A 22,033-nucleotide genomic window follows, 5' to 3' on the forward strand; every position below is an offset into this window, starting at 1 on the left:
TGGCTTTGTTTCTGGTAATGTATTCTCATCGTCGGGCAGTAAGTCAATGCCTTCATAAACGAGGTATTCGTCAACTGACATTATTGGGGACGGTTGGTGGCGTTTCTGAGCAGGCATACCTACTTTCGATTTACATCCTTACGCCATTATTTTCCCCAACGCATTGTCATACAGGCCTTTCGCTTCGGCAACGGTTAGGATTTGGTTGTCGTCGATCACAAGCCGTGACGACGGACCGGCATCCACCGTAACGGTGCCCAGGAATCGGAACGGCAGCACACTATCATTCAGATAGCCTTCCACATGCAGTTGCTGCTCGGGCGCGATAGTCACCACCACGCGGCTTTGACTCTCCCCGAACAGGAACGAATCGGTACGATACCGGGTATCCGCATTAATCTGAAACCCTTTGTTCCCCGCCATTGCCGACTCGGCCAGCGTGATGAACAAGCCCCCATCCGATACGTCGTGCGCCGACTGAAGCCAGCCGTGGCGAATCAGGGTTTTGATGCCTTCCTGAACGCGCCATTCGGTTTCAAAATCAAAGTCGGGCGCGGGCGAGGCTTTGATGCCCAGATAGGAATACAGATACTCCGACGATGCAATATCGTTTGTCGACGGGCCAACGAGATAAATCAAATCGCCTTCGTTTTTAAAGTCGAGGGTCATGTGGTGGGCGGGGTTTTCCATCAGGCCCAGCATCCCGATGGTGGGCGTTGGAAACACCGGCCCATCGTCGGAGCTTTGGTTATAGAAACTCACATTACCGCCCGTAACTGGCGTACTGAACCGGCGGCAGGCTTCGCCCATGCCCTGCACGGCTTCTACAAACTGCCAGTATACCTCCGGCACGTAGGGATTGCCAAAGTTAAGGTTGTTGGTCACGGCCAGTGGTTCGCCCCCGGTGCAAACGATGTTGCGGCAGGCTTCGGCCACGGCAATCATGGCTCCTTTGCGCGGGTTGGCATTTACATACCGGCTGTTGCAGTCGACCGTAATCACGATAGACTTCTCAGTGGCCGGCGTTCCGGCGGCCGGCGTTCCGGTTCGGGGATCTTTCACGCGCACCACGGCCGCGTCGGAAGGGGCGTTGGTGCTGCGGTTGGCCGTCCCTACCATCGAGTCATATTGCTCATAAACCCACTTGCGGGAGCAGATATTCGGGTGTGCCAGCAAATGTGCAGCTATTTTTCGTACCTCCTCCCAACCTTCTCCCGGTGCGGGCGGGGAAGCAATATCGGTCACATCCGATATATTAAATTTGGCAAACTCCTGAATGTAAGCCGGTTCTCGGTACTCGCGCTGGTACTGGGGCGCCCCGCCACCCAGCACGAGGTCATGGGCGGGCACATCCGCCACGAGTTCGCCATAGCGGTAGAAATGCAGCCTGCCCCGACTGGATGGTCCGGTATCGTTCGCACCGGGGGGCGTCACCTCGCCAATCTGGGCACAGTTCAAATCCCACTTGTCGAAAATGCCCTGAATAACGCTTTCTTTTCCTTTCTCGATGACGACCAGCATCCGCTCCTGCGATTCGGACAGCAGAATCTCGAACGGGGCCATGTTGGGCTGGCGGGTTGGCACTTTGTCGAGGTCGATGATCATGCCGTGCTCGCCCTTCGCGCTCATTTCGGAGGTCGAGCAGATGATGCCAGCCGCGCCCATGTCCTGAATGCCAATCACATGCCCGGTGGCAATGATTTCGAGCGTGGCTTCGAGCAGCAGTTTCTCCATGAACGGGTCGCCGACCTGCACCGCAGGCAATTTGTCGGTCGAAGCCGCCGAAATATCTTCCGACGCGAAGGTGGCCCCGTGAATACCGTCTTTTCCTGTTGCCGACCCAACAATAAACACCGGATTACCAACGCCGTAGCTGGTGGCTTTCGCCGATTTACCGACCTCGACAATCCCCGCCGAAAAGGCATTGACGAGTGGGTTGGTATTGTAGCATTCATCGAAATAGATCTCGCCCCCAACGGTTGGGATCCCGAAGGCATTGCCGTAATCGCCGATACCTTTCACCACCCCCCGCAGCAGCCGTTTGGTTTTGGCGGAGGTCAACTCGCCAAACCGGAGGGAATTCAGTTGAGCAATAGGCCGGGCACCCATCGTAAAAATATCCCGGTTGATACCCCCCACGCCCGTTGCTGCACCCTGATACGGCTCCAGCGCCGATGGGTGGTTGTGCGACTCAATCTTGAACGAACAGGCCAGCCCATCGCCAATATCCACCAGGCCCGCGTTCTCGTCTCCGGCTTTGGCCAGCATTCGGTCGCCGTCGCGGGGGAGCGTTTTGAGCCAGACGATGGAGTTTTTATAGGAACAGTGCTCCGACCACATCACCGAGAAGATACTCAGTTCGGTAAAGTTTGGCTGGCGACCGAGGATTTCGACAATGCGGTCAAATTCGTCGGGGAGCAGGCCCAGTTTGCGGGCGATTTCAAGCGTTGGTAGCGATTCGGGGGAGTTCATAAAGAGCGAAAGAGTGAAAGAGTGAAAGAGCGCTCGAAAAGGCGGTCGTTTTCCGCTCTTTCACATTTTCACTCGTTCACTCTTTAAACATCGCCCAAAATTAGGGGTTTTGCCCGAAACTGCCCCGGCGTGGGTTGACAAATATGCGAATGGTTGTATATTTGCGTTTAGAAAGAGAGATGGCAGAGTGGTCGATTGCGTCGGTCTTGAAAACCGAAGACTGTTACAGGTCCGGGGGTTCGAATCCCTCTCTCTCTGCAAAAATTAGTTAAACCGTTCAAAATCAATGATTTGAACGGTTTTTTTATGTGCAATTGATACCTATTCACAAACTTTGCCCGTTGACAACCAGTAATTTTTATTCATAAAATACTAATAATCAGCATGTTATACTAGTACTATATAATGATTTATGATACCCCTGATAATTCACAACAGAACAGCCCGGCCTATGGTAGCCGGGCTTTTTTATTGCCTATGTAAACTCATGACTTTTTCTTCGTTAATCGCAAGTCAGCCTTTTGGCAATTCTGACCACAAAAAGCGGTACCTACTCTACGGGCGTCAAACTCCTTACCACAGTAAATGCATTTTCTAATGTAAAAGAAGTTCGTGAATTCCTGACAGGAAGCACCGGACTGCGGATGGTACTGTGTAATCCTCTTACCGCTGTTAGACTTGGGTTAGACTATCATTGGCTTTCGTCAAAAAGTCCTCAAGAAGCCTGTGTAGTACTATGGCCTATCATTTCATTTGGTGTAAATGGACTAATTGATAAGTTCAGAATTTTTCGGTTTATCGTCACTTACCTTCTTGACGCATAAGCGATATAGTCAAAATACACTATAACTAAATCGTCATGAAAACCTCACATCTCCGCCAGTGGCTTATCAGCCTGCTGTTAATTGCCACCGCTCTGTCTTGCATCGACCATCGGGTTCCGGTGGTGTCGCCCGGAATAGAGCCGAGTCGCCTGCGGGTTAAAACCATCACCCAGGAAACGCCCAATAATCCGACCAGGGTTAGCGCCTTCAAGTACGATGGACAGAACCGGCTAAGCCTGATTATTGGCTTCCAGACACCCGATAGCAGCGCAGCGCCGGTTGAAAACACGGTCTATCAGTACGACGCGCAAAATCGGCTTACGCAGGTCAACCGCAGGATTGTCAGACGGGGGTCCTATTCTGAGACCTACGAGTACGCCTATAATGGAGCGGGACAGGTTTCCCGTTTGAATCACCTGCCCTCCACCTACACTATAGAACCCCAATATACCGCCGACAATCGGGTGTCAGGCTACAGAAAATCACTTGGGGTGAGCGGTCTTCAGTACAGCGGAAGTGGTACGTTTACCTTCCCTGGGAATAACCTGACACTTACGAATGAGGGGTTCTCGGTATTTCGTTCGGGCGGCCCGTCGATTCCATTTACCGGAGGGTCGGCAAGCACCACCTTTACCTTCGATGATAAAATAAACCCGTTCTATGGGGTGTTTCTCATTCCGGCCCCAGGTGTATTTAGTCCGCTCACCTTCTCCGGTCAGTTTGGGCCTTACTATACCTACTACGGGGGAATTAATAACTTTTTTAACCTGAGCCAGAACAATGTGCTTTCGGCCGTACTTTCCGGGGGAGCAACCACCGTGTACGGGTACACCTACAACGCGGCCAACCTACCAACCAAGCGCGTTAAGGCCGTCGATAATAGCGTGGTAGAAACCTTGTACTATGAGTATGAGACGTACTGACGGGGTTTATGTTAGTCGATTTTCACAAGGAAATAGTTGGTTTCAATTTCTATTCGTTACGTGGTAAAGGGCAGCATAATGACCCGAAATTGCCTTTAGCTCACTAAAGCAAGTTTATTTCGATAGGCATAAAAAATAAAGAATAGTACTCCGCTCAGGAACGAGCCGTATTTTACCCAATTCCAAAACACATCAGCTTGTAATCCGCTGGCAAGAACGCTTCCCCGTGCGTCTAATTCCAGCCAGCGATTTCCCTGATAGACTTTAGCCCGTCCCTGGCGATAATACGATGCCTGGTCAAACTGTATAGGTACACGTAGCTTGCCCGTTGTATCTACATATCCGTAGCGATTGGCTTGCTTCACAATGGCGCGCTGTTCACAATAGGCTGACACGGCGGAGTATTGGAAGGGAACGGCAACGTTTCCCTTTCGATCAAGGCTGCCCCACTTGCCGTTTTGCCTGACCCAAACCTGATTGTAAGCCGACGGTTGTGAATCCTCAAACTGTATAGGGATAACTAATTTTCCAGATTGCCGGTCTAAAAAGCCATACCGCTTATTCTTCCTGACTCGAATCCAGTCTTTCCAGGCGTACTCAGTTTCACTAACATCTTCGAAAACCAACGGTATGACGATGTGGCCTAACGAATCCGCTAATCCATAGCGTCTATGTTGTTTGTCGCCAATAAAAACTGAGGTTAATCCAGATGGCCGAAAGGCCTGGGTCGATGAGATCTCTTGAGGAACATAGTCGGCAGCGGCTTCCAGGCCCTGGTAAAATTCGCCGGCACTTTCCCGGTATTGATTCCCAATATAGGGTTGACAAGCCCACCCTTTGGCATAACGGCCTTTAAAGTAGGGACGTCCAAACTGACTAAAGGGCATTACAGGTTGCCCTTTTTTGGTCAAATAGCCCACATCACCTTCGGCCGTGACGACTAAGGCCTCCCCTTTCTGAAATGGATTCGCACGAGTATACAAAAGGGGAATAACCACGTTGCCTTGCTGGTTAATATACCCGTGCTTACCGTTTAAAACCACTTCAGCCATTCCGTCATAGAATCGGTCAATGTCATCATAGCGGCAGGATACAATCTGGTGGCCGGTTGAATCCAGGAGCCCGAAGTAATGATTCCGGTAAACCAAATAGTTGTTATCTACTCGTCTACTATAAGCAAACGGGTTAAGAAAAGCGGGTTTGGGCCTGGCTAAAGAGGGATGGCAAAACCCAACGATGAAGTACATCCATAATAACGTTTCCATGTGAGCAGGTGCTACGGGTGATGCCACGAAGGGAGAAACGAATCGGGTATGAAGGGGCAAACCTGATCGAGTAGATCGGCCACCGAATGGACGCCCTGCCCAAACTGGTACATTCCGATTTCCACTTCTACCCTCATTTTTATAGTGATGTGGCCTGCCTTATCGAAAACCCACTTCCAGTTTAGAAGCTTCTTTTGGCGTTACTTTACTCATACTCACTGGCGTTGCAAACCTGCTTCCGCGTATCATACAAAGCCACTGCACGTCCGGCGTCGGGTGCCTGTAGGAAGCTATCGGTTTGCGCCTGGGCGCTGAAACTGACCGGCGGCAGGTGGACAAACCGGCTTCTTTTCCGTATAGTGAGGGTGGGCTGGCTTAGTGACCGTTTGAAAATTTAATAGTCTACAAGAGATTGACTGTTACTAATTCAGCCCCGCGACGATGACCTATTTGTTTCACGTTGTTCTGCCTAACCTGCGGTATTTATTTTTGTTTCTGGCGGCCACCTTGCTGATTGGGCTAACGATTGGTCTGTCAGTAGTCTTCAGGGAACTGTTCCTGCCATTCTTTGCTTCACCGAATACGCTGACCAGAAACGAGTCCAAAAACTTCTTTTGTTAATGCTTGCCACGTATTGGTAACGTGTTTACTTTTGAACATCCGCTGCTGTTCAACCTTAGTTCGTTATGAAACATTCAACGCTCATCAATGTGCGCGTGCTATCGGCGTGCATTACATTGCTCCTTGCCCATAGTTCGGCAATGGCCTACGTCCACGACCACCGAAACCTGTCGCGTCTGCTGCTGTATCCGCTGGTCCTGCTGGCGCTTATTACACTCGCATTCTGCCTCACCAGGCCCGTCCGGAAATAAAATCTCCTTTCCTTATTGTATTTACAAAAACATATTATTGGTAATATTTAGTAAACGGTATTGCAAGGCTGCAACGAGTAGATATACCTTTGGTATTATTGGTAAATCTACTTACTCTTGAACCGCACCATGCAAACCAGACTGAGTGCTTTCCTGGAGGAATGGACTGGAAACCTCTTGATGTTTTGGGTCTTACTGGAGGGGGCCGCTTACCTGCTGGGTAAATTTTTTATGCGGGTGTTTCAATCCGGAGAAGTTGAGTAGATTCTCCGGCCAGTCCGTGGTCAATCAATCGGGTCATTTAAGGTTTGCTACAGTATCCTGCGGAACACGCTTCTTTCGCCCGGAAAAACAGGAAACAGGGGTCCCATGGGATTTATCCGTTGGTGAAAGACTGAGCGACTCCTTCCTGTCAGGCCCGTCAGTTCCAGCGGGGATTCGCGATCAGCAGGATCAAGAAGAAAAGGCCAGCTAACAGGCCCGGTATAGCCAGCACGCCTAACAAGACCTTTGCCCCTGCCTCATGCTGATGAGTCTGCAGCCAGTAACCGCCTGCCAGAACAGCGCCTAAAACGGCCAGTATCAGAAACCACAACCCGCCGTTGAACGACGAAATAGACCCATCGCCCATACCTTCAAAAAAGAAGTAGACAAAAATAAGGGCAATAACAGCGTCGATGCTCCACAAAATCCAGAAGAAAGTCATGCGTTACGAATTGGTTAGAGATGTGATTGATTGCCTTCGTTCAGTCGGCGAAATTGGCGGTTAACCCGTTGGCATACTATAGCCAATGAACAATGGGTAGGATTAAAGGAATAACGCGCAGGATTGACGCGTTTACTGGCTCCACTGTCGGTTGGCTGCTACCAGGTACTGGCTCAAACGTACCAACTGTAACCCCAGAACAACTCATTATGAGTTTTCACTAACCGGTGGACCGGCACTGGGCTACTTTTGCCATGAAAATTACTAAACCACCAATCAAAACCAGTATCATGAACCAAAAAACATCAGCCGCCTTTATTGGTGCGTCATGGTTTGCTCTTGGAACAGGAATGTTCGGCTTTTTAATCGGGCTTTGGCGTTCCGACATGCTGTTGAACGAAAAAGGCTTCTATTTTACCGTCTTAATGTTTGGCCTTTTCTCGGTCGTATCGGTCCAGAAAAGCGTTAGAGACCGGTTAGAAGGATTGCCTGTGACAGATATTTATTACAGTATCTGTTGGTTTTCAACCATTTTATCCATCGTGCTGTTGACCGTTGGTCTGTGGAACGCGACCCTGTTACCCAGCGAAAAAGGGTTCTATGCCTTTGCCTTCTTGTTAGGTTTATTCGGAGCCATCGCTGTCCAGAAAAACACCCGCGATAATCAGGAATTACCAAAGAAAGAATAAGCGGCCTGCGATTCAGTAGAGCTACCCGAACCCGCTGCTTTAGTGGTCAGCGCACCCTGCGCGAACGACACACAAGCAGACACTCAACCGGCGTAGAGACCTCGAATGAACAACCCGCTTGCAAAATCCCGGTGGTATCGGCTGTTGCCCATCGCCTTTATCACCTACAGTCTGGCGTACTTAGACCGGGCTAATTTTGGGTTTGGAGCCGCCAGCGGCATGGCAGCCGATTTGCACATCACGCCCGCGATGTCGTCGCTGTTAGGCTCACTGTTCTTCCTGGGTTACTTTTTCTTTCAGGTGCCGGGGGCCGTTTACGCCGAAAACCGAAGCGCTAAAAAGCTCATCTTCTGGTCGTTGATTTTGTGGGGAGCACTTGCCATGGCAACCGGCATTGTCAGCAATGTGACTGTCCTGATTGTCATTCGCTTCATGCTCGGTGTGGTCGAGAGCGCCGTTATGCCGTCGATGCTGCTTTTTTTAAGCCGGTGGTTTAGTAAAGCCGAACGCTCCCAGGCCAATACGTTTTTGATTCTGGGCAATCCGGCCACAATCCTCTGGATGTCGGTTCTGTCGGGGTATTTAATTCAGGCGGTGGGCTGGCGATGGATGTTCATTCTGGAAGGCCTGCCCGCCATTATCTGGGCCTTTTTCTGGTGGCGGCTGGTCGATGATAAGCCCGAAGATGCCAACTGGTTAACCAATGCCGAAAAGCAGGCCTTAGCCGACCAGTTATGGCAGGAACAACAGGGCATTAAACCGGTAAAAAACTACGGAGAGGCCTTTAAATCCCGCGTGGTTATTCTGCTCAGTTTACAATATGCCTTGTGGAGTATTGGCGTCTATGGGTTTGTGATGTGGCTTCCGTCCATTCTGAATGCTGCCCCCAACATGACGATTGTGAAAACCGGCTGGCTGTCGTCGGTGCCGTATGTGCTGGCCATCATCGGGATGCTGAGCGCGTCGTATTTTTCGGATAAAATCCAGAACCGGAAAGCCTTTGTCTGGCCATTTTTAGTACTGGGCGCTATTGCGTTCTATGGATCTTACCTCATCGGCGTCAATCATTTCTGGCTCTCCTTTGGCCTGCTTATCCTGGCTGGCGGAGCCATGTATACTCCCTATGGCCCCTTCTTTGCCATTATCCCGGAAATTCTGCCGAGGAACGTAGCGGGTGGCGCCATGGCCCTGATTAACAGCTTCGGGGCGTTGGGGTCCTTTATCGGGGCCTATATCGTGGGGTATTTAAATGGAACAACGGGTGGTTTTGGCGCGTCCTATCTGTTCATGGCCGGTTCCCTGCTCTTATCGGCTCTTATCACCCTACTTGCTGTAAAAAAGCCGGTTGCTGCCCTCATGCCAGCGCCGGAGCCAATCACGCTGAAGTAGCCGGGAGGAATGGAGGGTCAACAGTCTAAAGTCCAGGCGTATAGAACGGGTAGCCTTAATTAACCCGCACCAGATCAATAGTGAAGATAAGGATGGAATTGGCCGGTATGCCATTCTGCGCCTGCGACCCATAGGCCAGACTGGGGGGTAGGTAGAGCGTGATGCTGCCACCAGGCGCTACCAAGGGAATGCCCTCCTGCCAGCCAACAATGAGTTGGTTTAAGCCAAAGCTCACCCCGGCGCCACTATCAAACGTTTTTCCGTCCGTTAGTTTCCCGGTATAGTTAACCGTCACATTGGAACACACGGTTGGTTTGGCTCCTGAACCAGCCGACTGGATGGTGTAGTAGAACCCCCGGTCATCGGCGGTAGCCGTGATGCGATTGGCGTCGATATACTGCTTTAGGGCGGTAATCTCCGCCTGAGGTGCCTTCGTCGTAACGGCAGCCTGAGCGCAGGGAGTCTGAACCTGATCCTGATCAGCCTGCTGGCAACTACCGGCCATTAATGACCATATAAGCAGCGAAAGTCCATATTTTTTCATAACCAGGGGCCAAAGCGAGTTGGCTAATTCGTTTTATGGATAACCGAACGGGGCACTGAAAGTTTCTGCGCGCTTTTTATATGCGTTAAACGGCACCATTCACCTGGCAGGTCAATCTCACCCACTCTTCATTGTCTCACGGCAACAGGGCCGGTTCAACCGGTTCCTTTTTTCCGATAATGACCCGTTTGACAGACGTATAATCGCGCCGTTGGCCGACGTGTCGGCCAGCCTGATTTTGACTGAATTAACCCCTAAATTTGGCCTGATCACCCCCCTAAACTCCGCTCAACGTGAGCCATCTTTGTTGTAGAAAGTGATTGTTTATAGCAGCCACGTACCAACAAAAACAACTAATGAACCAATTAAAACCATGAAGAAGCTAACAGTCAATATCGTACTTGATGCCCCCCGCGAAAAAGTATGGGATATCCTGTGGAATGAAGCCACCTACCCGGCCTGGACGGCCCCCTTCAGCGAAGGGTCGCGGGTAGAATCCACCTGGGAAGAAGGCAGCAAAGTCCTGTTTCTCGATGGCAATAACGAAGGACTGGTTTCTACCGTTGCCGTAAACAAACCCAACGAATGTATGTCGTTTATACACGTAGGAACAATCAAAGACGGCGTGGAAGACCTGGATAGTGCGGAAACCAGAAAATGGTCAGGGGCTTCCGAAAATTACACACTCAAAACTGTTGATGGAGGTAAAACAGAGTTGACCGTCGACCTGGATGTTACGGACGACCACAAGGCCTACTTCGAGGAAACCTGGCCAAAGGCACTGGCGAAGCTGAAAGAGTTAGCCGAAGCGAATGCATAGTATTTTGAGGTAGATTGTGGGTAGAAAAGCCTCTGCTGGCAATGGCAGGGGCTTTTTACTATCGACGGCACGTTTGAGACACAGTACAGGCTACACCGAAATGAGGAGGAAATACTAATTTGGTATTAATTCGTTTACTTCGTAGTTTTAGCTATTAACAGACCAAAATCATGACGAAAGCTATCATTCAGGAAGCGTTGTCTGAACTGCCCGACGAATTTTCGCTTGACGACCTGATGGAGCGGCTAATTTTGCTTCAAAGTTTTGAACAGGGCCGACAGCAATACCACGAAGGGCGGGTCTTTACGCACGAAGAAGTTGGCAGGAAATTGGAAAAATGGCTCAAGTAGAATTAGTACATTTACCGAATGCCAATCAAGCTGTTATTGATGACCGTAAGCTAACAGGCTATGTTTTAAATAGTGAACATGAAGAAGGGAAACATAAAGCGTTTGTCTTTCGGGTAGTTCTTGGTATAACAGTAGCTGATGCTGGCGAATTAAAAAATCGCATTCTGACGGAGATAAAGCGAAACCCCGCTTCAATTGGCAAAGAAGATAAATACGGTAAACGATTCGCAGTTGAATTTAACTGGACACGCAATGATCGGACAGCAACTGTGCTTACTGGCTGGATTATCCGTAATGGCGAGACAATACCCCGCTTAACAAGTTGTTACATTATATAAATAATAGCATGGACAAGCCGTTGCAGTTATTAGATATTGTCGCTCTACTAACCGAATTGCCGGATGAGAAGTTGAGCGTCGGGCAGGTCGGCACCATTGTCGAAGAACTGGCTGATGGTGTGTATGAAGTCGAGTTTGCCGATGCGAAGGGCCGCACCCTCACGACCTGTGCTGTAGAAGCGAAAGACTTATTGAAGTTGACGCATGAGTTGGCAGCTTGAGAAAGCAACTTAGTTTGGGGCAACGATTGGAACGTTATTGATCCGACTTAGGATTTAGATGAGGGGAAGTATTGAGTAGAATTTGATTCACTACAGCCGGGCATGAACATAGTATATAATTTCGACCTCGCTTAATCACTTGATGCCACAATGTGACGAGGATCGTTTGTTGCAAATAAATTTAATTGTGGATTTTTCTTAATATAATTTTCAGCATTATTTGATTTGATAATATCGAAGTCTGTACGTATACGCAAAGACAACGCATGATACTCCCTTTGGGTTACGTTTCTATCAATAAAAGGGTTAATATTCCTAATTTTGAATTCAAACTCTACCTTTTCTAAAGACTCACGATCCTGATGGCGAGTATCCAAAAAGCCAAATTCGATTTCCGTTTTACCCTCAACCGAGCCTTCTTCTAAATCATATTTAAAATGATATTCAGCCACAAAGGCATAAAATATCAATGCATCTCTGTATTGTTTGTTAGTCAAATATTTTAATTCTTCAAGATTTCTTCCAGTAAATATTGACTCGTCAACTCGATTCCGTAATGAGATAAATTCTTCAGGTAACCCTTCAGCGTCGACATCGAGTGTAAAGTCCACGCTCGTTAATTGTCGAAATTTCAATACTACTTTACTTGGGATATTCTCCAAAAAACTCATAAGAAAATGATTACGTTGTAACCTTGAAAAGTCACTGCTTAATAGTTTTACCGGCTTATCCTCTGCTGGCATTATATTCATCTTCTTTAGATTACTAACGACCTCTTTTATAATAATAGCAGCCATTTGCCGGGTTTCATTAGACGAATAAGCAGTCACTATCTGCGTTTTTCCATTTCCCTCGTTCTCTCTTCTACCAAACACAACTTCTCCCTTTTGTTTACTACTTACGTCTGTCCAATCCTTATTTAAAGCATATTTATTAGTTTCAAAATTTATGGCTAAGTCTCCATTTTCCTTCCTTTCAACCCTTAAATCATTGAGTAATTCACAATTTGGAAATTTCTTGATGATATCTTGTTTAATCATTGGTATAGCCAAATTAAGTACAGTATTTACATCATCCGTTATATCACTGTTTAGATATGTAGTTGAATAGTTTTCACTATCTTCTTTAGCAGATTGTTTTCGTCTTAAAAATTCGAATTCGGTAGGGGACAACAAAGTTTTAGCAAAAAAAGGCGTAATATCTTCTTTGGCTATTTGCTTGCGAGTAAATACACCACGAGATTTCAATAAACTTTGTAAATCTGCTTTATTGATGTATGAATGATTAAGAAGTTGCCGTATTTGATCACCAAAAGGCAGCATAGTTTCTATGTCAAAATTTGGTTTATGAGTGGGAGCACCAATCTCAGAAATAAGCTCTTTCGTCTCTAATGAAAAAAATGTTTCACTAAAATTTTTTACCTCAATCATGCTTGCAAATTCATTATCTGAGAAGTTTATTAACACAGACTGCTTAATTTCTTTATGATGCACAAGTTGATAGTCAGGAAACGCTATTACTATTTTTTGACACCAACCAGAAGTGAGATTTTGACTAAGTCCAACTATTCGCTTAAAATTATCCTTCTCAAACCGTTCGTTGACGCATATTATTAATACTTTTTTATCTAAAACTTTAAATAGAAGTACATCCGAAGTCAAATAATCAATAGGTAATAGACCACCTGATAATAGTCTTCCTCCAGTTATTTTTTCGCTTATCCCAGTTTGATGATAAAAGAAGTCAATCTTTTCGGATGAATACATATTATTAATAAATTTCACAGAATTATATATAAAATTTACTCTGTAGTTATCAATAACATGGATCAGTTCAAAATCAGTATCAATTTCTTGACTGATTGCTCTTAGCTCTTTTGTTAATGTATAATCGAGTTCTTTTTATTATCTACCCAAAATATTAGAAGATTTTGGCGACTTCTTTTATAATTAAAATGCTTAATTATTTCATTATAATGTTTTGAAGATTGAAAGCAGCTTGTAGAAGTATTCAAATCATTTAAATATTTTTTAAAATCGCTTTTAACATTTTTTGAACTAACATATTTAACAGATATCATTACAGTATCAAGCACATCTGCTTCTAAAGGATTGATGTAAGCAGTAAATAGGTCTATACCATGCTTACTACAGTTGTGCTTTTTCCTTTGAAAACAATCAAACTCGATATTAGATACATACTGCCAACCTACACGTTTAAAAAAGTTTTCAGCAATATTTTCTCCAAGTAACCCTTTGAATCTTGAGAACTCGCCCATAGCTAAATTAGAATAAGTATTGCAATGTAACTTTTTTCAACTAAAAAGCCCCTACCGGAGACGATAGGGGCTTATATATATCAGAGTAGTCAGAAAAATCTGATAAATCCTGGTTCAGATTACTTCACTTCTTCATACGGCACGTCCGAGACGTTGTCCCCGGCGGGCTGACCTTGTCCGTTGGCCGACCCATTGCCGTTTCCGGCGAAACCGGCTCCATCGGTGGGGTTGGCACCCGCGCCGTCAGTGGCGTTGTAGAGTTCCTGCGAGGCAGTTGCCCACGCTGCGTTCAGCCCTTCCAAAGCGGTGTCGATGGCGGCTGCGTCGCGCGACGCGTGCGCCGTGCGGAGGGTCGTCAGGGCCGCTTCAATCGCGGTCTTATTGCCTTCCGATAGTTTGTCGCCGTAGTCCTTCAACTGCTTCTCGGTCTGGAAAATCATCGAGTCTGCCGCGTTGACTTTCTCGATTTTTTCGCGCTCGGCTTTGTCGGAGGCTTCGTTGGCTTTGGCTTCTTCGCGCATCCGGTTGATTTCCGCGTCGGTCAGACCGCTCGAGGCTTCAATCCGGATTTTCTGCTCTTTGCCCGTGCCTTTATCTTTGGCCGTTACGTGCAGAATACCATTGGCATCCACGTCGAAGGTTACTTCAATCTGCGGCACACCACGCGGGGCAGGCGGAATGTCGGACAGGATAAACCGGCCCAACTGGCGATTTTGAGCCGCCATGGGCCGCTCACCCTGCAACACGTTGATTTCTACGCTTGGCTGGTTGTCCGAGGCCGTCGAATACGTTTCAACTTTCTTACTCGGAATCGTCGTGTTGGCGTCTACCATTTTGGTGAACACGCCCCCCATCGTTTCGATACCCAGCGAAAGAGGGATAACGTCGAGCAGCAGCACGTCTTTCACCTCACCCGTTAACACACCGCCCTGAATGGCAGCGCCAATGGCTACGGCTTCGTCGGGGTTAACAGCTTTGGAGGGCTTGCGGCCAAACAATTTCTCCACTTCGTCCTGCACTTTCGGAATGCGCGTCGACCCACCCACCAGAATGATTTCATCAATTTGGGAAGCCGACAAGCTGGCGTTTTTCAGGGCACGGCGGCAAGGCTCCAGACTCCGCTGAATCAGCGAATCGGCCAATTGCTCAAATTTTGCCCGGCTCAACGTCCGCACTAAGTGTTTCGGAATGCCATTCACCGGCATGATATACGGCAGGTTGATTTCCGTTGAGTTCGAACTCGACAATTCAACTTTCGCTTTCTCAGCGGCTTCTTTCAGGCGTTGCAGGGCCATTGGGTCCTGGCGAAGATCAATGGCTTCGTCTTTCTTGAACTCGTCGGCAAGCCAGTCGATGATTACCTGGTCGAAGTCATCACCACCGAGGTGCGTATCGCCATCGGTCGCTTTCACTTCAAACACGCCATCGCCGAGTTCCAGAATCGAAATATCGAATGTACCGCCACCGAGGTCAAATACGGCAATTTTCTGGTCGTGGTTGGTTTTGTCCAAACCATAAGCCAGTGCGGCTGCAGTTGGCTCGTTGATGATCCGTTTTACGTCGAGACCCGCAATCTGACCGGCTTCTTTGGTTGCCTGCCGCTCCGCATCATTGAAGTAAGCAGGCACCGTAATAACGGCTTCGGTTACGGTTTGGCCGAGGTAATCTTCGGCGGTCTGCTTCATTTTCTGCAGAATCAGGGCCGAAAGTTCCTGGGGTGTATATTGCCGGTCGCCGATGCGAACGCGGGGCGTGCTATTCGGGCCGTTTTCTACGTCGTAGGCGACGTTTTTAATTTCATTCGTCACCTCGCTGTAGCGTTTCCCCATGAAGCGCTTAATTGACGAGATCGTATTTTTGGGGTTGGTGATGGCCTGGCGTTTGGCGGGTGCGCCTACTTTGCGTTCGCCGTTGCCGTTGTCCATAAATGCAACCACTGAGGGCGTTGTACGCGCTCCCTCAGAGTTGGGGATCACAACCGGCTCGTTGCCTTCCATCACGGCCACGCATGAGTTCGTGGTGCCTAAGTCAATACCAATAATTTTTCCCATAACTGGATTTAGTTTCTTTAGTTGCTGTATGATAAACTGACAGACAGAATCCATCTATCAATACAAATGCCAGCCGGAAAAAAAAGACAGTTTGCTGTCAGATTGGCAGAATCATGTGCCTAAATGGGCCACAATGTCGCTTCAGGATAGGTATAGTGCAAAAACATGGCAGACTTCACCCTGAGTACGTGAGTTAAAGTAGGGTGTCTTACTTGCTTATGAATCGGTTGACCCCGGCCGGGGTCAACCGATTCATCGCCTAATCACTTATTTTGTGCCCTGAATAATCAGAGTGCTGAATGGCAGAGCCAGTTTTCCATTGCCATACTGTTCCCGAAGGCGGGTAAATACCTCCTCTTTGATCTGGCTTATTGTCGTCTGATCAGTTTGTTTCAGGGCATTCACGACCGGGGCGGCTATGTCGGTCATGTTATTCCAGTACTCATCGAGGTTCTCATACGTTACCTGACCCGACAAAACCGTCTCCTCCACCCCAGACAAGCCAGCCTCTTCCAAAAATCCAGCAATCAGACTCGGTTTGGCGCAGCGAAACATGCCCGGTGCGCCCATTGTCGGGGGCGGCAGTTGCAGCGTTCGGTTGATGACACCCATCAATAAACTTATCCAGGGATTTTGCTCGCCCCCACCCCAAACCGAAGTAGCCAGCCGACCGCCCGGTTTGAGTACCCGAACCAGTTCCTGAGCAGACTGCGCCATGTCGGGGAAAAACATAAATCCCATCCGACAGCTAACGGCATCAAAACGCTCATTTCCAAAGGGTAACCTGCTGACATCGGCCACCTGAATCTGATAATTAGCCAGTCCCATACGCTGGGCTTTTTCTTCGGCAACCGCCAGCATCCCTTCGGACAAATCCGTACCAATCACCTTCCCCTTTGTCACAATGGCCGCAATGGTCAGGCCCGGTTCGCCGGTTCCGGTGGCTACATCCAGGACCGTATCCGTGGGCTTAAGTTCGAGGTAATTTATGATGGCATCACCCATCGGCTGTAGAAACCGCATCGTAAAATCGTCCCATTTCTTCCAGCCGGGAGCGAATAAATTCCAGACAGCCCGCTGTTGCTCACGAATTACATCTTCAGAAGTTGGCATAACACTAAATAGAAGGTATACCCAAATATATTGTTTATAATAAGCCAACTGCTGCAGACTTACTCAACGGTACAACTCATTTACCGACTGGTTAAACAGCATCCCATTAGCCAGAAGATAACTACCTGCTACTGCGTTAAGAACAGGTAGTTGCCTATCAGGCTGACGGACAACGTATTGTTGGAAGCAAAAAGTCTCGCAGCAATAATCTGATTTGTACAGATTATCACTGCGAGACTTTATCTGTTGCGAAAGACGCTAATTAACGAAACCCTGAAACTCAGCGTCCACCCAGCAGGCCACCCAGCATACCGCCTAAGCCACCACCCTGCTGACCCGCGACACGCATGAAGTCATTCATATCGAGTTTACCGTCGGCCATTGCCGAACCAGCCATACCCATCCAGTCGACACCCTGCTGACCCGTAGCCGCGCCCAGGATGCTATTGCCGTCCACGCTATTATCGTTCGGGTCTTTAGCTTTGTTCATCAGTTTGCTCAGGACCATCGGTACCACCGCAGCCGCTACCGACATAGCTACCTGAGGGGAAATGCCTAATTTTTGCATTAAACTCTGCTCTACATGCTGCTGAACGCCCTGCGTTACTTCGGTGTGGGCACCACCGCCCTGTCCGGTTAACATGCCCAGCAAACCACCGAGGCCACCGCCCTGGGCTTGTTGCTGTAGACCACTCATCACACTCTCGGTGACGGTTTGCATAGCCACCTCATTCTGATTGTTTGGAATGGCCGGGTTATTAATAATGGCGTCGCCAGACTGTTGACGCACCAGATTCATAAGGGTTTCTAACATGACTGTATTGTTTTTATAAAGTAAGTGGAAAGCGGGCGGAAATGTTTTGACCCAGCATTCGTAGAATTTTTCGTTGGCTGCTCTAACAATAGCTTATTTTTGCCAGGTAACCATTTTTGGACAACACGTCCCGCAATTGCTGATCTATGACGAACGAAGATCCTAAAAGTAGCGGCCCGATTTCAGAAACATCGCCCTTTAGCGACCAGGTTTGCCCACTGCTGACCGATTTGCTGTATCCGAGCGAATCCGATGAGCCGGTTGAAGCTGTAACCTGCTACCTGAAGCAAGCTGAAGCCCTGACGGTTAGCCAGATTAAAGACTGGCAAATGCTGCCTCCGTCGGTGTATGTAGAAGAAATGCCGGAAGTCGATTTCTGGCAACCTGTTATCACCGGGCAGGACTGGTTTGGCGATGAAGAAAAAGCGCGCACCGCCCGGTTTCAAAAACTGAAAGACTTTGTTGAGATAGCCCTAACCGTTCGGCAGGTATTCCGCGTGGGTGAGTCAGAAATGGACGTTTTTCTGCTGGGTCGCCAAGCCGACGGCGAACGGGCGGGACTAAAGACGAGGGTTGTGCAGACGTAAAACGGAGGCAGGGAGAAGAGTGGCAAGAAGAAAGGAAACAAGTAGTTCGTTCCTTTTCTCCTCTCTTCCCTTCTCCCTGCCTCCGTTTTCCTGTTTACTTCACTTGTTCCACAACGGCGGCAAACGCGTCTGGGTGGTTCATGGCCAAATCGGCCAGTACTTTACGGTTGAGTTCGATGCCCGATTTGTTGAGAGCGCCCATAAAGGCCGAGTATGACAGGCCATGAATACGGGCACCGGCGTTGATCCGCTGAATCCAAAGACCCCGAAAATCGCGTTTCTTGGCCCGGCGGTCGCGATACGCATAGCCTAAACCTTTCTCGACAGCGTTTTTAGCGACTGTCCAAACATTTTTGCGCCGACCGAAATAGCCTTTGGCCAGCTTCATTACTTTTTTCCGACGCGCCCGTGAGGCAACGTGATTGACGGAACGTGGCATAATTTTTTTGTTTTTTGACGACGGGCGGACTGTTAATGAATAATGGATAATGAGTAATGCAGAACGGCCATCTGTAGCCAACATTATTCATTGTTCATTTTACATTATACATTCACTTTTAAGGCCAGTAATCGGGTGAAACGAGAAACCAGGACGCAACTGCGCCCTTTTTTGTCCTTAGATGTTGAGCAGCAGTTTGATACGACGCTCGTCGGGACCATCAACCAGCGTGGCGTGCGCTAAATTGCGCTTTTGCTTGGTTGTTTTTTTCGTCAGGATATGACTGTGGAAGGCATGCTTCCGCTTGATTTTTCCGGTGCCGGTCAGCTTGAAACGCTTCTTGGCCCCCGAATTGGTTTTTACTTTTGGCATTGCAGTAGACCGCTTTGTAGGTAAAATTAAGTAAACAGGCCGCAAAGGTACGAAAAAAACAGCAATAGTCGATAGTCCTCCGTGGTTAGGGAAGGAGAAACTCTAGCCACGGAGGACTATCGACTATTGCTGTTTTTTTATTTTTTCGGCACGGCAACTTTAGGCGATAGAAACATGCTCATGCGCTTGCCTTCGAGTTTGGGTTCAGACTCAATTTTGCCGTAGTCTTCCAGGCCTTTGGAAAAACGCTCCAGCAGTTGAAAACCCCGGTCTTTGAAAACAATAGCCCGGCCAACAAACTGCACGTAGGCTTTCACTTTGGCCCCTTCTTTGAGGAAGTTGATGGCATGTTTGAGCTTAAAGTCAAAGTCGTGATCGTCGGTGTTAGGTCCGAAACGAATCTCTTTAATAACAACTTTGGTGGCGTTTGCCTTGATTTCTTTCTGCTTTTTCTTCTGCTCGTATTTAAACTTGGAATAGTCGACAATACGGCAAACGGGCGGCACGGCATTGGGCGATACCTCAACGAGGTCGAGGTTCTGGGCTTTGGCCATAGCCTGCGCCTTACTGATTTCGTAGATTCCCTGTTCTACATTTTCACCGACCACCCGCACTTCGCGGGCCAGGATGCGCTCATTGACTTTGTAGGGTTCTTCAACCACGCGACGGGGTGGTCTGCGCTGGGGTAATGCCATAGATTGTGTTTAGGGTAACTATTAGTTTGAAACTGACTTTTAAAAGTCGCTTGGATAACGTAACGAATGCTAAAAAGTTCGGGAAACTATCGAAAATACGGTTTTGAAGCAAGTTAAAAATCTGTTTCAGGTTTAACGTTTCAGGTTCCAGGTTGCTGCCCGATGAACCTGAAACGTTAAACCTGAAACAGACCATTACATTTTCACCTCCGCCTGAAACGCATTGACAAACTCGTCCACGCTCATGCTGCCCAGGTCGCCCTGACCTTTGCGCCGGACAGAGACTTTCCCCTCAGCGGCTTCTTTCTCGCCCACGATAAGCATATACGGCACTTTATTTACTTCAGCGTCGCGAATTTTACGACCAATTTTCTCATCGCGCAAATCGACAAAGCCCCGAATATCGTGTTCCTGCAGGCTGAAAAATAAGTCGTTCGCATACGCTTCGTACTTTTCTGAAATCGGCAGGATGGCGATCTGGTCGGGGGAAAGCCAAAGGGGGAAATTACCACCTGAGTTTTCGATCAGAATGGCAATAAATCGCTCCATCGACCCAAAGGGCGCGCGGTGAATCATCACGGGCCGGTGCTTTTGGTTGTCGGCACCGATGTATTCCAGTTCAAACCGATTAGGCAGGTTGTAATCGACCTGAATTGTGCCCAACTGCCACTTCCGGCCCAGCGCATCGCGCACCATGAAGTCGAGTTTGGGACCGTAGAAAGCTGCTTCGCCCAACTCCGTCACAGTTGGCAACCCTTTTTCGGCGGCTGCTTCAATAATGGCCGATTCGGCCTTTTCCCACAGGTCGTCAGAACCGATGTATTTCGTTTCATTGGCCGGGTCGCGCAGGGAAATCTGGGCGCTGTAATCCGAAAATCCAAGTGATTTAAAGACGTACAGCACCAGGTCGATTACCTTCATAAACTCATCCCTGACCTGATCGGGCCGGCAGAAGATGTGGGCATCATCCTGGGTAAACCCCCGCACTCGTGTCAGGCCGTGCAACTCGCCCGACTGTTCGTAGCGATATACGGTGCCAAACTCGGCCAGCCGCAGGGGCAGGTCACGGTAGGAGCGCGGTTTGGTTTTGTAAATTTCGCAGTGATGCGGGCAGTTCATGGGTTTAAGCAGAAACTCCTCGTTCGGGTCGGGAGTTTTAATCGGCTGAAACGAGTCTTCGCCATATTTCTCCCAGTGACCCGACGTAACATACAACTGCTTGCTGCCAATGTGGGGCGTTACCACCTGCACATAGCCGGCCCGTGCCTGCGCCTTCCGCAGGAAATTTTCTAACCGTTCGCGCAGCATAGTGCCTTTCGGAAGCCAAAGGGGAAGCCCCGCACCTACTTTCTCCGAAAAAGCAAACAGTTCCAGTTCCTTGCCCAGTTTGCGATGGTCCCGCTTTTTGGCTTCTTCGAGCAGGTACAGGTAATCGTCGAGTTCTTTCTGTTTCGGATACGTAACGGCGTAAATCCGGGTCAACTGCTTATTTTTTTCGTTGCCACGCCAGTAGGCACCGGCTACGTTCATCAGTTTGGCCGCTTTGATAAACCCCGTGTTCGGAATGTGCGGTCCCCGGCAGAGGTCGGTGAAATCGCCCTGGGTATAGAACGTAATCGTACCATCGTCCAATCCGTCGAGCAGGTCGAGTTTATATGGATCGCCTTTTTCGGTAAAATACGCAATGGCATCGGCCTTGCTCATCGGCTTCCGAACATAAGCTTGCTTCTGGCGGGCCAGTTCGAGCATTTTATCTTCCACCTTCTTGAAGTCTTCCTGGGAAAACGGCTGCCCGCCCAGATCAACGTCGTAATAAAACCCCGTTTCGACGGCTGGGCCAATACCGAACTTCACGCCCGGGTATAGGCTTTCCAGGGCTTCGGCCAGCAGGTGCGCCGACGAGTGCCAGAAAGTTGCTTTCCCTTCGGCGTCGTTCCACGTCAGGAGTTGCACGCTGGCATCCTCGCCGATGGGGCGCGTGGCATCCTGTACAACCCCATTCACTTTGGCAGCCAGCACGTTACGGGCCAGGCCTTCACTAATTTGGGTAGCAATATCCAGCCCGGAACTTCCTTTGGGATACTGCCGAACGCTGCCGTCGGGCAGCGTCACGCGGATTTGTTCGTCCTGCGTAATCATTTGGTTATATAAGTTATTATGGTACCCGCAGCTCACCTACAACTGTAAGCCACTTTAATTTGGGATGTATGATTTGGGATTTCGGATTTATTGCTTTCGCGTCAGCTAAATCAGAAATCCCAAATCATACAT

The 22,033-nt window shown here is 48.7% G+C and carries 23 protein-coding genes and 1 tRNA gene; 11 read left to right on the forward strand and 13 right to left on the reverse strand.

What is annotated here, in order from left to right:
- Nucleotides 1-138: 138 nt before the first annotated feature.
- Nucleotides 139-2,472, reverse strand: coding sequence for a phosphoribosylformylglycinamidine synthase subunit PurL (purL, locus tag ACYVI1_RS00180; protein WP_460905281.1), 2,334 nt, complete (start codon nucleotides 2,470-2,472; stop codon nucleotides 139-141).
- 173 nt (nucleotides 2,473-2,645) lie between these two features.
- Between purL and ACYVI1_RS00185 the strand changes: the two genes are divergently transcribed.
- Nucleotides 2,646-2,730, forward strand: a tRNA-Ser gene (locus ACYVI1_RS00185).
- A 601-nt stretch (nucleotides 2,731-3,331) separates the two neighbouring features.
- On the forward strand, nucleotides 3,332-4,219 hold the full coding sequence (locus ACYVI1_RS00190) for a hypothetical protein (RefSeq protein ID WP_460905283.1): 888 nt from the start codon (nucleotides 3,332-3,334) through the stop codon (nucleotides 4,217-4,219).
- Between the two features lie 95 nt (nucleotides 4,220-4,314).
- Here the strand turns inward: ACYVI1_RS00190 and ACYVI1_RS00195 are convergent, their stop codons facing one another.
- Nucleotides 4,315-5,484: a WG repeat-containing protein gene (locus tag ACYVI1_RS00195; RefSeq protein WP_460905285.1), complete on the reverse strand. Its 1,170-nt coding sequence runs from the start codon at nucleotides 5,482-5,484 to the stop codon at nucleotides 4,315-4,317.
- A gap of 441 nt (nucleotides 5,485-5,925) precedes the next feature.
- On the opposite strand from ACYVI1_RS00195, the gene ACYVI1_RS00200 reads away from it, so the two are divergent.
- Nucleotides 5,926-6,105 (forward strand): hypothetical protein, encoded by a 180-nt coding sequence (locus ACYVI1_RS00200; RefSeq protein WP_460905288.1) that lies wholly within the window; start codon nucleotides 5,926-5,928, stop codon nucleotides 6,103-6,105.
- 65 nt (nucleotides 6,106-6,170) lie between these two features.
- Nucleotides 6,171-6,356 carry a hypothetical protein gene (locus ACYVI1_RS00205; RefSeq protein ID WP_460905291.1) on the forward strand — a complete coding sequence of 62 codons (186 nt, stop codon included), beginning with the start codon at nucleotides 6,171-6,173 and terminating at the stop codon, nucleotides 6,354-6,356.
- Nucleotides 6,357-6,777: 421 nt separating this feature from the next.
- Here ACYVI1_RS00205 and ACYVI1_RS00210 read toward each other — a convergent pair whose 3' ends face one another.
- Nucleotides 6,778-7,062, reverse strand: a complete 285-nt coding sequence (locus tag ACYVI1_RS00210) for an osmoprotectant transporter permease (protein ID WP_460905294.1) — start codon at nucleotides 7,060-7,062, stop codon at nucleotides 6,778-6,780.
- Nucleotides 7,063-7,352: 290 nt separating this feature from the next.
- Between ACYVI1_RS00210 and yiaA the strand changes: the two genes are divergently transcribed.
- A complete protein-coding gene (gene yiaA / locus ACYVI1_RS00215) occupies nucleotides 7,353-7,751 on the forward strand; it encodes an inner membrane protein YiaA (RefSeq protein ID WP_460905296.1) in 399 nt (132 codons plus the stop codon).
- A gap of 105 nt (nucleotides 7,752-7,856) precedes the next feature.
- Nucleotides 7,857-9,140 carry an MFS transporter gene (locus ACYVI1_RS00220; RefSeq protein ID WP_460905298.1) on the forward strand — a complete coding sequence of 428 codons (1,284 nt, stop codon included), beginning with the start codon at nucleotides 7,857-7,859 and terminating at the stop codon, nucleotides 9,138-9,140.
- Between the two features lie 55 nt (nucleotides 9,141-9,195).
- Here the strand turns inward: ACYVI1_RS00220 and ACYVI1_RS00225 are convergent, their stop codons facing one another.
- Nucleotides 9,196-9,684: an FKBP-type peptidyl-prolyl cis-trans isomerase gene (locus ACYVI1_RS00225; protein WP_460905300.1), complete on the reverse strand. Its 489-nt coding sequence runs from the start codon at nucleotides 9,682-9,684 to the stop codon at nucleotides 9,196-9,198.
- A 373-nt stretch (nucleotides 9,685-10,057) separates the two neighbouring features.
- Here ACYVI1_RS00225 and ACYVI1_RS00230 point away from each other — a divergent pair, with 373 nt between their 5' ends.
- The 4 genes from ACYVI1_RS00230 to ACYVI1_RS00245 all read left to right on the forward strand — a co-directional run bounded on the left by ACYVI1_RS00230 (nucleotide 10,058) and on the right by ACYVI1_RS00245 (nucleotide 11,413).
- Nucleotides 10,058-10,504: an SRPBCC domain-containing protein gene (locus ACYVI1_RS00230; RefSeq protein WP_460905303.1), complete on the forward strand. Its 447-nt coding sequence runs from the start codon at nucleotides 10,058-10,060 to the stop codon at nucleotides 10,502-10,504.
- A gap of 170 nt (nucleotides 10,505-10,674) precedes the next feature.
- Nucleotides 10,675-10,854, forward strand: coding sequence for a hypothetical protein (locus ACYVI1_RS00235; RefSeq protein WP_460905305.1), 180 nt, complete (start codon nucleotides 10,675-10,677; stop codon nucleotides 10,852-10,854).
- Entirely contained in the window at nucleotides 10,842-11,192 is a 351-nt protein-coding gene (locus ACYVI1_RS00240) for a DUF6883 domain-containing protein (RefSeq protein WP_460905308.1), read from the forward strand. The genes ACYVI1_RS00235 and ACYVI1_RS00240 overlap by 13 nt, the downstream gene beginning before the upstream one ends.
- Nucleotides 11,193-11,200: 8 nt before the next feature.
- Nucleotides 11,201-11,413 (forward strand): DUF4926 domain-containing protein, encoded by a 213-nt coding sequence (locus ACYVI1_RS00245; RefSeq protein WP_460905310.1) that lies wholly within the window; start codon nucleotides 11,201-11,203, stop codon nucleotides 11,411-11,413.
- A 131-nt stretch (nucleotides 11,414-11,544) separates the two neighbouring features.
- Here the strand turns inward: ACYVI1_RS00245 and ACYVI1_RS00250 are convergent, their stop codons facing one another.
- The 5 genes from ACYVI1_RS00250 to ACYVI1_RS00270 form a co-directional block, all read right to left on the reverse strand.
- Nucleotides 11,545-13,197, reverse strand: a complete 1,653-nt coding sequence (locus ACYVI1_RS00250; protein ID WP_460905313.1) for a hypothetical protein — start codon at nucleotides 13,195-13,197, stop codon at nucleotides 11,545-11,547.
- Nucleotides 13,198-13,292: 95 nt separating this feature from the next.
- The gene (locus ACYVI1_RS00255) at nucleotides 13,293-13,691 is read right to left on the reverse strand and encodes a hypothetical protein (protein ID WP_460905315.1); all 399 of its coding nucleotides are present in this window, start codon (nucleotides 13,689-13,691) and stop codon (nucleotides 13,293-13,295) included.
- Between the two features lie 119 nt (nucleotides 13,692-13,810).
- Nucleotides 13,811-15,742, reverse strand: a complete 1,932-nt coding sequence (dnaK, locus tag ACYVI1_RS00260) for a molecular chaperone DnaK (protein ID WP_460905317.1) — start codon at nucleotides 15,740-15,742, stop codon at nucleotides 13,811-13,813.
- 267 nt (nucleotides 15,743-16,009) lie between these two features.
- Entirely contained in the window at nucleotides 16,010-16,855 is an 846-nt protein-coding gene (locus ACYVI1_RS00265; protein WP_460905320.1) for a class I SAM-dependent methyltransferase, read from the reverse strand.
- Nucleotides 16,856-17,135: 280 nt separating this feature from the next.
- Nucleotides 17,136-17,669 carry a hypothetical protein gene (locus ACYVI1_RS00270; RefSeq protein ID WP_460905323.1) on the reverse strand — a complete coding sequence of 178 codons (534 nt, stop codon included), beginning with the start codon at nucleotides 17,667-17,669 and terminating at the stop codon, nucleotides 17,136-17,138.
- 146 nt (nucleotides 17,670-17,815) lie between these two features.
- Between ACYVI1_RS00270 and ACYVI1_RS00275 the strand changes: the two genes are divergently transcribed.
- Nucleotides 17,816-18,256 carry a nuclease A inhibitor family protein gene (locus ACYVI1_RS00275; RefSeq protein ID WP_460905325.1) on the forward strand — a complete coding sequence of 147 codons (441 nt, stop codon included), beginning with the start codon at nucleotides 17,816-17,818 and terminating at the stop codon, nucleotides 18,254-18,256.
- Nucleotides 18,257-18,350: 94 nt separating this feature from the next.
- On the opposite strand, the gene rplT is transcribed toward ACYVI1_RS00275, so the two are convergent.
- The 4 genes from rplT to thrS all read right to left on the reverse strand — a co-directional run bounded on the left by rplT (nucleotide 18,351) and on the right by thrS (nucleotide 21,901).
- On the reverse strand, nucleotides 18,351-18,695 hold the full coding sequence (gene rplT, locus ACYVI1_RS00280) for a 50S ribosomal protein L20 (protein WP_460905328.1): 345 nt from the start codon (nucleotides 18,693-18,695) through the stop codon (nucleotides 18,351-18,353).
- Nucleotides 18,696-18,872: 177 nt separating this feature from the next.
- On the reverse strand, nucleotides 18,873-19,067 hold the full coding sequence (gene rpmI / locus ACYVI1_RS00285; RefSeq protein WP_460905330.1) for a 50S ribosomal protein L35: 195 nt from the start codon (nucleotides 19,065-19,067) through the stop codon (nucleotides 18,873-18,875).
- A gap of 137 nt (nucleotides 19,068-19,204) precedes the next feature.
- Nucleotides 19,205-19,762 carry a translation initiation factor IF-3 gene (infC, locus tag ACYVI1_RS00290; protein WP_460905333.1) on the reverse strand — a complete coding sequence of 186 codons (558 nt, stop codon included), beginning with the start codon at nucleotides 19,760-19,762 and terminating at the stop codon, nucleotides 19,205-19,207.
- A gap of 195 nt (nucleotides 19,763-19,957) precedes the next feature.
- The gene (gene thrS, locus ACYVI1_RS00295; RefSeq protein ID WP_460905335.1) at nucleotides 19,958-21,901 is read right to left on the reverse strand and encodes a threonine--tRNA ligase; all 1,944 of its coding nucleotides are present in this window, start codon (nucleotides 21,899-21,901) and stop codon (nucleotides 19,958-19,960) included.
- Nucleotides 21,902-22,033: the final 132 nt, after the last annotated feature.

It is taken from the genome of Spirosoma areae (assembly GCF_054781775.1).

Bases quoted from the DNA above. Each gene is read 5' to 3' on its own strand.
- purL (WP_460905281.1), bottom strand. From the start codon at position 2,472: ATGAACTCCCCCGAATCGCTACCAACGCTTGAAATCGCCCGCAAACTG.
- ACYVI1_RS00190 (WP_460905283.1), top strand. From the start codon at position 3,332: ATGAAAACCTCACATCTCCGCCAGTGGCTTATCAGCCTGCTGTTAATT.
- ACYVI1_RS00195 (WP_460905285.1), bottom strand. From the start codon at position 5,484: ATGGAAACGTTATTATGGATGTACTTCATCGTTGGGTTTTGCCATCCC.
- ACYVI1_RS00200 (WP_460905288.1), top strand. From the start codon at position 5,926: ATGACCTATTTGTTTCACGTTGTTCTGCCTAACCTGCGGTATTTATTT.
- ACYVI1_RS00205 (WP_460905291.1), top strand. From the start codon at position 6,171: ATGAAACATTCAACGCTCATCAATGTGCGCGTGCTATCGGCGTGCATT.
- ACYVI1_RS00210 (WP_460905294.1), bottom strand. From the start codon at position 7,062: ATGACTTTCTTCTGGATTTTGTGGAGCATCGACGCTGTTATTGCCCTT.
- yiaA (WP_460905296.1), top strand. From the start codon at position 7,353: ATGAACCAAAAAACATCAGCCGCCTTTATTGGTGCGTCATGGTTTGCT.
- ACYVI1_RS00220 (WP_460905298.1), top strand. From the start codon at position 7,857: ATGAACAACCCGCTTGCAAAATCCCGGTGGTATCGGCTGTTGCCCATC.
- ACYVI1_RS00225 (WP_460905300.1), bottom strand. From the start codon at position 9,684: ATGAAAAAATATGGACTTTCGCTGCTTATATGGTCATTAATGGCCGGT.
- ACYVI1_RS00230 (WP_460905303.1), top strand. From the start codon at position 10,058: ATGAAGAAGCTAACAGTCAATATCGTACTTGATGCCCCCCGCGAAAAA.
- ACYVI1_RS00235 (WP_460905305.1), top strand. From the start codon at position 10,675: ATGACGAAAGCTATCATTCAGGAAGCGTTGTCTGAACTGCCCGACGAA.
- ACYVI1_RS00240 (WP_460905308.1), top strand. From the start codon at position 10,842: ATGGCTCAAGTAGAATTAGTACATTTACCGAATGCCAATCAAGCTGTT.
- ACYVI1_RS00245 (WP_460905310.1), top strand. From the start codon at position 11,201: ATGGACAAGCCGTTGCAGTTATTAGATATTGTCGCTCTACTAACCGAA.
- ACYVI1_RS00255 (WP_460905315.1), bottom strand. From the start codon at position 13,691: ATGGGCGAGTTCTCAAGATTCAAAGGGTTACTTGGAGAAAATATTGCT.
- dnaK (WP_460905317.1), bottom strand. From the start codon at position 15,742: ATGGGAAAAATTATTGGTATTGACTTAGGCACCACGAACTCATGCGTG.
- ACYVI1_RS00265 (WP_460905320.1), bottom strand. From the start codon at position 16,855: ATGCCAACTTCTGAAGATGTAATTCGTGAGCAACAGCGGGCTGTCTGG.
- ACYVI1_RS00270 (WP_460905323.1), bottom strand. From the start codon at position 17,669: ATGTTAGAAACCCTTATGAATCTGGTGCGTCAACAGTCTGGCGACGCC.
- ACYVI1_RS00275 (WP_460905325.1), top strand. From the start codon at position 17,816: ATGACGAACGAAGATCCTAAAAGTAGCGGCCCGATTTCAGAAACATCG.
- rplT (WP_460905328.1), bottom strand. From the start codon at position 18,695: ATGCCACGTTCCGTCAATCACGTTGCCTCACGGGCGCGTCGGAAAAAA.
- rpmI (WP_460905330.1), bottom strand. From the start codon at position 19,067: ATGCCAAAAGTAAAAACCAATTCGGGGGCCAAGAAGCGTTTCAAGCTG.
- infC (WP_460905333.1), bottom strand. From the start codon at position 19,762: ATGGCATTACCCCAGCGCAGACCACCCCGTCGCGTGGTTGAAGAACCC.
- thrS (WP_460905335.1), bottom strand. From the start codon at position 21,901: ATGATTACGCAGGACGAACAAATCCGCGTGACGCTGCCCGACGGCAGC.